General features: G+C 64.2%; 9 protein-coding genes. 2 read left to right on the top strand and 7 right to left on the bottom strand.

Annotation, left to right across the window (positions count from 1 at the left end):
* Window positions 1–104: 104 nt before the first annotated feature.
* The 5 genes from glpC to R2B70_RS10995 form a co-directional block, all read right to left on the bottom strand.
* On the bottom strand, window positions 105–1,307 hold the full coding sequence (gene glpC / locus R2B70_RS11015) for an anaerobic glycerol-3-phosphate dehydrogenase subunit GlpC (protein WP_318161468.1): 1,203 nt from the start codon (window positions 1,305–1,307) through the stop codon (window positions 105–107).
* Between the two features lie 51 nt (window positions 1,308–1,358).
* Entirely contained in the window at window positions 1,359–1,496 is a 138-nt protein-coding gene (locus R2B70_RS11010) for a hypothetical protein (RefSeq protein WP_318161467.1), read from the bottom strand.
* Between the two features lies 1 nt (window position 1,497).
* A complete protein-coding gene (gene glpB / locus R2B70_RS11005) occupies window positions 1,498–2,763 on the bottom strand; it encodes a glycerol-3-phosphate dehydrogenase subunit GlpB (protein WP_318161466.1) in 1,266 nt (421 codons plus the stop codon).
* Complete coding sequence (glpA, locus tag R2B70_RS11000) at window positions 2,753–4,435, bottom strand: anaerobic glycerol-3-phosphate dehydrogenase subunit A (protein ID WP_318161465.1); 1,683 nt, start codon at window positions 4,433–4,435, stop codon at window positions 2,753–2,755. The genes glpB and glpA overlap by 11 nt, the downstream gene beginning before the upstream one ends.
* Window positions 4,436–4,628: 193 nt before the next feature.
* Entirely contained in the window at window positions 4,629–5,084 is a 456-nt protein-coding gene (locus R2B70_RS10995; protein ID WP_318161464.1) for a YchJ family protein, read from the bottom strand.
* A gap of 131 nt (window positions 5,085–5,215) precedes the next feature.
* On the opposite strand from R2B70_RS10995, the gene R2B70_RS10990 reads away from it, so the two are divergent.
* Complete coding sequence (locus tag R2B70_RS10990) at window positions 5,216–6,883, top strand: methyl-accepting chemotaxis protein (protein ID WP_042076974.1); 1,668 nt, start codon at window positions 5,216–5,218, stop codon at window positions 6,881–6,883.
* 104 nt (window positions 6,884–6,987) lie between these two features.
* The gene (locus tag R2B70_RS10985; protein WP_318161463.1) at window positions 6,988–8,199 is read left to right on the top strand and encodes an ROK family protein; all 1,212 of its coding nucleotides are present in this window, start codon (window positions 6,988–6,990) and stop codon (window positions 8,197–8,199) included.
* Window positions 8,200–8,338: 139 nt separating this feature from the next.
* Here the strand turns inward: R2B70_RS10985 and R2B70_RS10980 are convergent, their stop codons facing one another.
* Both R2B70_RS10980 and R2B70_RS10975 read right to left on the bottom strand, forming a co-directional pair.
* Entirely contained in the window at window positions 8,339–9,871 is a 1,533-nt protein-coding gene (locus tag R2B70_RS10980) for a lytic transglycosylase F (RefSeq protein ID WP_318161462.1), read from the bottom strand.
* Window positions 9,872–10,061: 190 nt separating this feature from the next.
* Entirely contained in the window at window positions 10,062–11,747 is a 1,686-nt protein-coding gene (locus R2B70_RS10975) for an aspartate:alanine antiporter (protein WP_042076971.1), read from the bottom strand.
* Window positions 11,748–12,237: the final 490 nt, after the last annotated feature.

Below are 12,237 nucleotides of genomic sequence, written 5' to 3'. Positions count from 1 at the left end.
GCCGGCTCTTTGTTTATCTGGGTGGAGGACTATGGCTAGCTCATGCTTGCGCCCGGGCCAGCAGGTGGAAGGGGCGTTCACAGGGGAGCATGGCAGTGCTCATCTCAAGCCAGGGCTCTTGCCAACAGGTGGATCGGATGTTCACAGGGGAAGGCCGTGCTCATCTCGATCTGCCACTTGCAGGTCTCGCAGTCGGTGATGACCAGATCGGGCTTGAGCCGGTTTATCTGATCAAACAGCCCCTGGCCTATGGCCTGGCTGGTGTCGTAGTTTTCCGATTTGAAGCCGTAGGTGCCGGCGATGCCGCAGCACTGGGAGTCGAGCACCGTCACCTTGACCCCGGGAATGGCGCGCAGCAGTTCCAGGGTATAGATGACGCCCCCCATCTTCTCCATGTGGCAGGGGGTGTGGTAGGCGATGTGCAGATTGAGCGGCTTCATCGCCGGCTTGTTGCCCTGATAGAACTCGTTCCAGATAAAACGGGTTACCAGCGAGATGCGATCCCGCACCTTATGGTTGTCCTGCTCCAGCAGGTGGGGATATTCGTCCCGCAGGGTGAAGCCGCAGGTGGAGGAGGTGGCCAAGAGCGGCATCTCGTTGCCGAGCAGGGTGTTCTCCAGCTGCTGGATGTTGAAGGCCGCCTGCTGCTTGGCCTTGTCCATGAAGCCGTTGGCGATCAGCGGTACGCCGCAGCACTTCTCCCGCGCCAGCAACTGGACGCCGATGTTCATGGCGTTGAGCACCTGCACCAGCTCCTTGCCGAGCTGCGGGTGGTTGTAGTTCACGTAGCAGCCGTGGAAGTAGGCAACTTGGCGCTCGAAGCGGGCCTGACTCGCTTTCTGCTTCTTGTACCAGCCGCGGAAGGTGCCCTGGGAGTACTTGGGCAGATCGCGGTGGGAGGAGACCCCCAGCGCCTTGTCCAGCACCAGCTTCATCGGCTTGAGGCTGGTGGTGAAGTTGACCACCGGGGCCATCAGGGTGGACATGCCACCCATCAGATCGGTGTGGGAGAGCACGAACTCGCGGATCCCCGGCTTGAAGCCGCTGTACTGGTGCTTGGCCCGGGCTATGATGTCGCCGATGCGCACCCCGCTCGGGCAGGCCACTTCGCAGCGCTTGCAGTTGGTGCAGTATTTGAGGGCGCTGTCGAAGAGTTCCGGGCTCTTGATGCGCAGGCGCTCCCCATCCGGGCCCGCCTGCTTGGGGCCGGGGTAGGCCGGGTTGGCCTTGGCCACCGGGCAGTAGGCGGTACAGACGGTGCATTTGATGCACTGATCGAAAGTTTGGTTGGCATGATCCAGTAGCATGTCAGTTCTCCTCCCGTTTGGTGTGAAGGCACGGGATATGGGACAAATACATCATTGTGCTGCGTTCAGAATATGGCCGGCGGCCTGCCAGCCGGTGGCAACCGCCACGCCTGAGCCTGACCCTTCCTTGGATTGGGCATCGTAGTGGGCCAGCACGCCGTGTCGTGCGAGTGGGAATGTGTGATTCATCTCAGCCCTCCGCCAGAATATGGCCGGCGGCCTGCCAGCCGGTGGCGACCGCCACGCCTGAACCTGACCCTTCCTTGATGGGGTCATAGTGGGCCAGCACGCTGCCGGCGCCAAAGAGGTTGGCGAGGGGCTTACCGCCCCGCAGCACCCGCAGCTGGTCGTCGGTCTTGACCCCGAAGCCCATGAAGGGGTGGTGATCGAACAGGCGGCGACCGGCCCAGGCGTCGCGCTCGGACAGGCTCAGCACATCGGCGTCGAAGATGGGCTCGCGGATGCCGCCAAGGCGTGACTCCAGGCCGCGGCTGAAGAAGCTGCCGGAGGCGAGTACGAAGTTATCCGCCTCGAACAGCTGGTCGTCGCCGTTCTGGCTGTGCACCCCGAGCACCCTGTCCCCCTGGTAGCGGGCACCCAGCACCCGCTCGCTGGTGAGGAAGGTGCCGCCGAGGGCCATGAAGCGCCGCTTGAGGGCCTCCTGCATCCGCATCCCGATGAGGGACGGCGGCATGGTGGCGACTTCGCGAATGGTGCAGCCGGTGCGCTTCTCCAGCTCCGCCAGGCGGGGCCCCACCAGCCCCAGCGACAGGCAGGCGGGCAGCACGATATGGCGGCAGCCCGGCTCGCCGCACTCGATCACCATGCGGCTGATCTCGCGGGCCAGATCCGCCAGCAGTTCCGGTTGGCGGTCGAGCAGGCGGGCGATATCGGCGGAGCGAAACTCGTGGGGATTGCGGCTGAACTCGGCCAGCTGGGGCAGGCGGATCTCCCCGGTCAGGATCCGGCTGTGGGCGAAGCGTGCGTGGGTCGCGAGATTGGCCGCCGCGAGCGCCGGGTGAAAGTCGCGAAAACCGGCCAGAGTGGCCAGCAGCAGGGCGCCGGGGGCCGGGGCCTCGGTGAGGCAGGCACAGGTCTCGGGGGAGAGCCAGGTGGACTTGAGGGTGCCGATGGGGGTGAGGCGCTGGTGGTTGCGCTCCTGGCGAATGAGGGTCAGTCCCTCCTCGGCGCACTGACGCTGCAGCGCATCGAGGCTCGCCAGGATGTTGGCCAGTCCCACCTTGCTGTAGGGGTGATCCGGATGAGTGGCCATGAAATCGGGCAGGGCGGTGCGGGGATCCCCCTCGCTCTCCAGCAGATCGACCGAGCCGGAGGAGAAGTGCAGGGCGCTCTGGCCGGAGGCCATCAGCAGGGTCTTCTGGCCTGCCTCGGCCAGGCGCAGGGCCGCCGAGAGGCCCGCCATGCCGCCGCCTATCACTATGCTGTCAAATTTCATGGCTGCGCTCCTTGGTGGGGTTGGCTGGGGTGCGGGGGGCGAGCGGGAAGGGGGGATCACTCACCAGGTGGGGGGCCGTCCACTCGCCAAGGCCGAACAGCCCCTCGTAGATCCAGTAGGTAAACTCGGCTTCGCGCAGGGCATCCCCCCAGAGCACGGGGCGGGTGCCCTTGTAGCGCTCCTCCAGGAACTGGCGCAGCATGACGCAGGCCTGACGGCCGTCGGCCTTGCCGTATTCCTGCATCAGGCCGGCGGCGCGATAGGCGCACAGCTCCCCCTGACAGGGACCCATGCCCAGGCGCGTGCGGCGGCGCAAGTCCACCAGGTTGTCCACGTCGAGCTCGCGCAGGGCGTATTCAATCTCCCCCGCGGTCACCATCTCGCATTCGCAGATGAGGGCGTTGGCCTTGGGGTTGTCGCGGAAGAAGGCGATGACCCGCTCGCCGTGACGGTACTGGGCCGAGCCTTCGGCGGGCACCGAGAGACCGGGGGCTGAGACCTTCTCCGGATCCCGCGAGCCCGGCAGGGCCAGCTCGGCGGTGCGGCAGGGCTTGCTGTTGCCAAGCTTCCTGGCCAGCAGGTCGGTGGCCCATTCGGCCATCAGGCGGTAGGTCATCAGCTTGCCGCCGGTGATGGTGTTGAAGCCCTGAAGACCGTCGCGCTCCGCATGATCCAGCAAGACGATGCCGCGGCTGATGTTGCGGCCCGACTCGTCGCCGTCCACCGCCACCAGGGGGCGTACACCGGCATAGGCGCGCAGCAGCCGGGTGCGCGCCATGACGGGGGCGAGCTTGATCCCCTCGCGCAGCAGCACCTCCACCTCGCTGGGCTCGACGGTGAGCTGGTCAATCTTGTCGTAGTCGATGCGGCTCGAGGTGGTGCCGATGAGGGAGATGGTGTCGCCCGGCACCAGGATGTCCGCATCCGCCGGCTTGCGGCAGCGGTTGAGCACCAGCTGGTTGAGGCGGTAATCCATGATGAGCAGGGAGCCCTTGGCCGGGAACATGCGGATGCCGAGGTCGGCGTACTCGCAGATCTGCTGGCCCCAGATGCCGGCGGCGTTGATCACCTCCCGGCACTCCACCTCGAACGCCTCTCCGGTGCGGGTGTTGATGGCCTTGACCCCGTGCACCCTATCCTGGGTGCGGAGCAGCCCCAGCACCTTGCTGTGGGTGAAGATGCGGGCGCCGTGTTCTTTCGCGTCCAGTACGTTGGCGGCGGCCAGGCGGAAGGGATCGACCGTGCCGTCCGGTACCTGTATGGCCCCGATCAGCGCCGGGTTGACGTTGGGTTCGAGGCGCAGCGCCTCTCGGGGATCCAGCTGGCGAGTCTCGATGCCCGCCAGGGCGCAGGCATCCATGAAGGTGCGCTGAAAATGGAGGTCATCTTCCGGCAGGGTAATGAAGAGGCCGCCGGTATCCTCCACGCAGTGGCTGGCGATCCGCTTGAGGATGCGGTTCTCCTGAATGCACTCGCGGGCGGACTCCTGATCCGTTACCGCGTAGCGGGCCCCCGAGTGGAGCAGGCCGTGGTTGCGCCCCGTGGTGCCGGCGGCGATGTCGTCCCGCTCCAGCAGGATGCAGTCGATGCCGCGCAGCGCGCAATCGCGCATGATGCCGGCGCCGGTGGCGCCCCCCCCTATGATGACGACTTCCGTGGTTATTCTTTTCATTCTTGCCCGTCTCATCTCTTCCAGATGGGGCCAGTGTGGCGCTTCCCTGGTTGGAAATGTTTGATATGGGCCAAGTTAATGTTCGCAAACGCTCATAAAAAGGGGTGTTAATGAGCGAAACGTGATTGTTGTCACACTCCAGCAACAGCAGAGGGGGCCACCGGGCCCCCTCTGTCGACACGAGTCACGGCGCTTAGCCGCAGCACTTCTTGAACTTTTTGCCGCTGCCACAGGGGCAGGGGTCGTTGCGACCAACCCGCAGCGGCGCCGGATCCTGCTCGCCGTCGGTGTAGACCCAGCGCCCCTGATGACGCACGAAGCGGGATCGCTCGTGCAGGCAGTGACGCTCGTTCCCCTCCAGGAACCAGGCCTTGAACTCCACCGTGCCGGTCTCATCAAGGGGGCCGCCCTGGCTGGCGAGGATCTCGAGGCCGTCCCAGCGGGTATCGGTCCGGGAGAGCTCGGCCGCCGTCAGGCCGTGCAGAAAGTCAGGGTGCCAGCTGTGGACCAGGTACTCCCCCAATCCCAGCACGAAGGCGCTGTAGCGCGAGCGCATCAGCTGCTCCGGGCTGGCGGCGGTCTGGCCTGCGTGGAGGGCGCCACAGCACTGGGAGAGGGGGAGGGAGGAACCGCAAGGACATTGGCTCATGGGTCAGCTCATCGGGTCGATAATAAAAGGTGGCGGGATTGTAGCGAAGGCACTCCCCCCTCGGCCAGCACTCCATGGCTGAGCGAGTAGGAACGAAGCACCCACAATAAAATGGCTAAAGGAAGTACAAGATGACGCTAAAGCAGAAAATTCTGTTGCTGGGGGCCATCCCCGTGCTGCTGATGGCCCTGGTGGTCAACCTCAGCAACTACCTGGTGGCCAGGAACGGTCTGGAGTCCGATCTGGTGGTGGCGAGGGAGAAGGCGGTCAAGGAGCGCAAGGCCCTGCTCAGCAGCTACCTGATGCTGGCCAAGACGGCCATCGAGCAGGCCTATGCCGGGCCAGACAACCCAGAGACCCGCCAGCGGGTGACCGAGATCCTGCGCCCCTTGCGCTATGGCAGTGACGGCTACTTCTTCGTCTACGACTATCAGGGGAACACTGTGCTGCTGCCGACCCGCCCCGAGATGGAGGGCAAGAATCGCTGGCAGGACAAGGATGCCAAGGGCACCTTCCTGATCCAGGGGATCATCAAGTCGGCGCGGGAGGGCGACGGCTTCTCCGAATACTGGACCAACAAGCCGTCCCTCGGCCGGGATGCCCCCAAGCTCTCCTTCAACCTGGTGCTCGACAAGTACCAGTGGGTGGTGGGCACGGGCTTCTACATCGACGATATCGACAACGAGCTGGCGGCCCTGCGCAGCGAGCGCGAGGAGACCATGCACGCCTCCCTGCAAAGCAGCGTGCTGCTCATCCTGGTGATCCTGGGGGTGACCCTGGCTGCCACCGTGGTGATCGGCAACCGGGTCACCCGGCCGCTGGCGGACGCGGTCTCGGCCCTCAACGACATCGCCGACGGGGAAGGGGATCTGACCCGGCGCCTCAAGGTGCAGAGCAAGGATGAGGTGGGTCAGCTGGCCACCGCCTTCAACCGTTTCGTCGAGCGGATCCAGTCGGTGGTGAGCCAGGTGGGTGAGACCAGCCATCAGCTGCTCGGCGCCGTGGACAGGCTGCACAGCCTGAGCGAGCACGCAGACAGGCAGATGCAGGGCCATGGCAAGGAGACGGATCAGGTGGTCACCGCCGTGACCGAGATGAGTTCCACCGCCCAGGAGGTGGCGGCCAGCGCCTCCAACGCGGCCAGCGCCACCAGCGATGCGGCCCGCGAATCTGACGCCGCCCGCGGTGTGGTGAACAGCGCCATCGGCAGCATCAACCGGCTGGTGGACGAGGTACACGTGGCCGCCGGTGTCATCGAGCAGCTCGCCCACGAGACCGGCAAGATAGGGTCCGTGGTGGAGGTCATTCGCGGCATCGCCGATCAGACCAATCTGCTGGCGCTCAACGCCGCCATCGAGGCGGCACGGGCCGGCGAGCAGGGCCGCGGCTTTGCGGTGGTGGCGGACGAGGTGCGCTCCCTGGCCGGTCGCACCCAGCAAAGCACCAAGGAGATCAACGAGATGCTCCAGCGGCTGCAGGGCGGGGTCAGGCAGGCGGTAGAGGTGATGCAGGCGAGCGAGGCCCGCAGCCAGGAGACGGTGCAGGAGGCGAGCCACATCGCCAGCTCCCTCGACAGCATGGTGGCGGCCGTCGGTACCATCAACGACATGAACATCCAGATAGCGACCGCCGCCGAGGAGCAGCACGCGGTCTCCGAGGAGATCAACAAGAACCTGGTGGCCATCCAGCAGATCGTCAGCGAGCTGACCGAGGCGGCCGGGGAGTCCAACACCACCACCCGCGCCCTGGCCGGTACGGGTGACAAATTGCGTCAACTCGTCTCCCGCTTCCGTTACTAGTCACATTTTTGCCGTCTGGACGGGATATCCAGACGGCAAATTTGGGGATCGGCACAGAATGTGGGAAAATCGCGCCATTCGTTCCTTTCGTTAGCCCCAACCCTATGAATGAGATCGTGAAAGGCAGTATCGATTTGATCCGTCAGCTCAACTACGGCCTGGTCTACGCCAGCCTGGAGGAGCACAAGGAGCTGTCCCGTACCGATCTGTCCCGTTTGACCGGCCTCTCTCCCGCCAGCATCACCAAGATCACCCGCGAGCTGCTCGATGGCGGTCTGGTGGTTACCTGTGGCGAGAGCTCGGTGGGCCGTGGCCGCCGTCAGACCCTGCTGCGCATCAACGAGCGCCGCTTCCAGTTTCTCTCCATGCGCCTTGGCCGCGGCTATGTGGACATGGCCCTGTTCGATCTGGCGGGCCGCTCCATGGCGCGCCATCGCCACGTCTTCAACGAGGGGGAGCGGGCCTCCCTGCTGGCGAGCCTGGTGCGGGCCATCGAGGGCTTCCTGCCCAAGAAGGCGCTGCGCCTGGCCTGCATCGCCCTCTGCCTGCCGGGGCAGGTGGAGCGCCACTCCGGCATGGTCAAGCACTTCCCCTACTACGATCTGCGCAACTGGCCCCTCGGGCCCACCCTGCAGGAGGCCTTCTCGGTGCCCGTGCTGGTGAGCGGTGACGTGCGCACCTGGATCCAGGCCGAGCGGGAGTGGGGGGCCGCCAAGAACTGTGCCGATGCGGTGCTGGTGTTCGTGCACAACGACATCGGGGTCGGCATGGTGGTCAACGGCCAGCTCATCGAGAGCGAGGCGGCCCTGCTCGGGGATCTCAGCCACCTGCAGCTCGAGCCCTACGGCCAGCGCTGTTACTGCGGCGGCTTCGGCTGCGCCTGTACGCTCGTGACCAATCAGGCGCTGGAGGCCCAGTACCGGGACCTGCGCGAGCGGATGCAGGAGCACGATCTGCCCGAGGTCGTCACCATCCGCGAGCTGTGCGAGCTGGCGCTGGCGGGCAACAGCCTCTGCCAGGATATCCTGCACCAGGCGGCGGGGCGCCTCTCCCGGGTGCTGGCCAACCTCATCTGCCTGCTCAATCCGGGCAAGCTGCTGCTGGGGGGGGAGATCACCCGGGCCGATCGCCTGCTGTTCCCCATGCTGCACCAGTCCCTGGCGAGCCAGCTGCCGGCCGACTACCTGGTGCGTCTGCAGATCGAGTCCACCCATTTCTATGAAGACCCCACCAAGCCCACCTCGGTGCAGGTGCACAAGGCCCTGCGAGACGGCAGCCTGCTGCTCGAGCTGCTGCGAGGCGAAAAGGAGGCCTGACTGCCTGCCGCAGTGCCGCCCCATCCTGCACTGGCCGTCTTAACTCCGTGGGAGGAGGGGGGCTCTGATTAGGGGGCAAACAACAGGCGGGCCTTCCGAGGAAGGCCCGCCTGTTGTTTGCAAACGCCGGGTGGCGGCTCTAGGACTTGGTCTCCTTGGCGGGCGCCTTGTCGGCGGGTTGCTCCTGCCGTTTGAGGGTCTCGCTGGCTTGCTGTCTCAGCTGCATCTGCTCCATCACCAGCTTGTAGGCGATGTAGTACTTGTAGATGTTGCCCACATAGGTGACGGTCTCGGCTCCTATCTTCTCCGCCGCCACGTATTCGACGTTGTGGAACCAGACGTTGGGATCCAGCCCCCGCTTCTTCGCCTCGGTGCGCAGCCGCGCCACCCGGGCGGGACCGGCGTTGTAGGAGGCAAACGAGAACAATGCCTTGTCGAGGGCGGTCATGGGCTCGTCGGCGTAGTAGTGATCGATCATCCAGCGCATGTATTTGACGCCGCCGTGGATGTTGGGCTCGAGCTGGCGGATGTCGCCCACCTTCAGCCCCTTGCCGGTGGCGGGCATGATCTGCATGATGCCGATGGCGCCGACATGGCTGCGCGCCTTGTGGTTGAGGGCGGACTCCTGATAGCCCTGGGCGACGACCAGCAGCCAGTCCACGTCGTATTTCTCGCCGTATTCACGAAACAGTTCCACCACCTGCAGGAACTTCTTGCGCTCGGCCTCGGCGGCGGCGCTCTTGACGAACTTGTTCTGCTTGAGATAGCGCGCCAGTACGTCCTCCCCCGTCGCCTTGCCGCGGATTGCCTTGATCTGCTCGTTGAGCATGGCGAGCAGCTTGGGACTGTCCTGGCGTACCGCCCAGGCGATGATGCCCCCCTCCCGGAACACCGGGGTCTCATGAATGGTGATCTTGGGGAAGATCTTCTGCCAGAAGCGGGCCTTGTGCTCGTCCATGACGATGAAGGGAAGCAGGCCCGCGTTCACCATCTCCACCAGATCTTCATCTTCCAGCACTTCGGAGGCGGGCTGGATGTCGATGAGGGGCTCTCCCGCCGCCTTGCGGGCCTGGTTATAGGCCATGAGGCTCTCGAAATAGCTGGAGGAGGGGCGCACGAAGATGGTCTTGCCACCCAGATCGGCGGCGCTCTCCACCTTGGGGGAGTCGGGGCCCGAGACGAGCAGCTCCCGCACGTTCTCGAGCAAGGGATCGCTGAACACCACCCCCTGCTTCTTGCGCTTGTCCGTGATGGTGAGGTTGGCAGCGGCGATATCCCCCTTGCCTTCGATGAGGGAGGTCAGCAGGGCCTCGCGGGCGACGGGAATGAAGACGAAGTGCACCTTGAGGTGACGCTTGATGGCCTTCTGCTTGCGCAGTTGTTCGTTGAGGCGTTTCTCCACCTGCATGAAGGCGTCGTAAGTGACCCCCCGTTGCACCCCCTTGTTGATGAAGTAGCCGGTCTTGTTATAGGTGGTGAGCACCCGAATGGTGCGCCGCTCCAGCATGGCGTCGAGATCCCCCAGCATGGGTTTGGCGAGTTCCTCGCTGTCAAAGGCCAGGGCGCTGCGCTCCTCTTCTTCCTCGGTGGTGGCTTTTTTATCTGGCTCGGCACTCCAGGCCGGGGACAGGGAACAAAGCACCCAAAAAATGACAATCCATAAGCGTTTCATGATGTTCACCTCACTCGTTTTATTGAGTGTAAGCGTGGCTCAGAGGACCCCTTAGCTCGTTGGGTTTGATTGCGCTCGGGTGATAGCACGATCTTCACTATCGGTAGGGGGCCTGGCCGGGGAGAACACCAAATGAAGAGGGAGCCCGTGGGCTCCCTCTTTTCATTGCATATTCAATACCCGAGCCGGCCTAGAACCAGAAGCCGATGATGAAGGAGCCCGCCAGGGTCAGCATGACGTTGGCTACCGCATAGGTGCCGGCATAGCCGAGCGCCGGGATGGAGCTGTTGGCCGCCTCGTTCACCACGTCCATGGCCGGGGCGCAGGTGCGGGCCCCGGTGATGGCCCCCAGCAGCAGGGCCGGGTTCATCTTCAGCACCCAGACCCCGAACAGGTAACCCACCAGCACCGGCAGTGTGGTTACCAGCATGCCGGAGAAGAGCACCACCATGCCCACCTCGCTCAGGTGATCCAGGATGCCGCCCCCCGCTTTCAACCCGGTGCTCACCATGAAGACGGCGAGGCCGAGATCCTTGGCTAGGCGCAGGGCGCCCGGCGGCACATAGCCCACAGTGGGGTGGTTGGCCCGAAGATAGCCCATCAGGATCCCCGCCAGCAGCAGGCCGACGGCGTTGCCGAGGCCGAATTCTATCTGGCCGAACACCAGGGAGACGGAGCCTATCAGCAGCCCCAGCACGAAGAAGGTAGTGAAGGCCACCAGATCCGTGGTCTGGCTATGGATGCTGATGAAGCCGATCTTGTTGGCCAAAAGCTTGACCCGCTGTTTCTCGCCGCTGATCTGCAGCACGTCACCCTTCTGCAGCATGATGTTGCGATCGAACGGCATCTCTATCTGGGATCGCACCACCCGGTTGAGGAAGCACCCCTTCTCGGTGAGGTTGAGTTCCACCAGGTGGCGGCCGACCACGGCATCGTTCTTCACCACTATCTCTTCGGTGACGATCTGCAGGTCCAGCAGGTTGCGATCGAACACTTCCTTGCCGTTGCGGTAGTTGACGTCCAGCTTCTCGTGGCTCTCGGGGTAGCCCACCAGGGCGATCTCGTCTCCCTCCTGGATGACGGCGTCACCATCGGGGCTGGCCAGTATGCCGTTGCGGCGAATGCGCTCCACATAACAGCCGGTGTGGGGGTAGATACCGGTCTCTCGCAGGGTGCGACCGCCGATCCAGGCGGCGAGCTCCGGGCCGACCCGATAGGCGCGGATGATGGGCAGGTAGGTCTTGCGGCTCTCGCTGTCGGAGAGGCCCCGCTCGCGGGCGATCTTCTGGGCCTCGGTGTTGAGGTCGAGCCGCGCCAGGGAAGGCAGGTAGCGCACCACCAGCATCAATCCCACCAGCCCCACCAGATAGGTGAGCGCATAGCCGATGCCCATGTTGTCGAGCACCGACTGCATGTCGGTCTGGTGGGGCAGGTTGAGCAGGCCGCTGCGCAGGGCATCCTGGGCGCCCACCAGCGCCGGGGTGGAGGTGAGCGACCCCGCCAGGATGCCGGCCGCCATGCCGGGCCCCAGGTTGAAGAACTTGGCCAGCCCCACGGTGAGCAACAGGGCGCTCAGCAGGATCACCAGGGTCAGGGTGATGTAGTGGATGCCGTCGCGCAAGAAGACGCTGAAGAAGTGCGGCCCCGCTTCAATCCCCACGCAGAAGATGAACAGCATGAAGCCGACGTTTTCGGTGGAGGTGGAAAACTGGAATCCCATCTGGCCGAACAGCAGGGCGGTGAACAGCACCCCTATGGTATTGCCTATCTGGAAGTTGCCGATGCGGACCTTGCCCAGCAGCAGGCCGAAGGCCAGTACCACGAACAGCAGCAGGGAGTCGCTTTGATGTAGCAGTGTCACGAAATCTATGGTCATGCCCGGAAAAACCGAGGAAAAAAGTGGGGCCGATATTGTGCCGTATCCCTTGGCAAGAAAGAAGCGCCAAAGCGGATCGACAGCCAGTTAAGTGGCGCCTCGACCAGAGGGGTGAGGGATGCGCGGCGCCCAGGAGGAAAAATACTCTACTTTACGCTGCCGGATCCGGTGTCAATGAGTGATTTCTGCTGTCGGGAGGGGAAGGGCCGACGGCCCTGTGGACAATTTATTACCTGCTGTATGGGGAGCGATTGGGCATGGTTTTCAGCATTTTTCACTGAGGTCAGTGAAGGGATACAAAAGAACCCCATTTGTCGTCCGGCGAGGGCTGACCCGTGGCACGGGGCATGGCGAAAAAAGACCGCGCCGGGGTGGGGGCGTTGCCCTGGTTGACCCCATTTAGGGGGGCGGACAAAAACAGCAGAAAATGGGGCGAGCGGTGCGTCGCCTCGCCAAACCGGAGACAATCGCTGCCAACCCAGATGAACAT

This window comes from Aeromonas sp. XH (assembly GCF_033348475.1).
Lineage (GTDB): Bacteria > Pseudomonadota > Gammaproteobacteria > Enterobacterales > Aeromonadaceae > Aeromonas > Aeromonas sanarellii.
The sequence above is the reverse complement of the archived record's forward strand: the minus strand, read 5'-3'. Positions and strand labels throughout refer to the sequence as shown.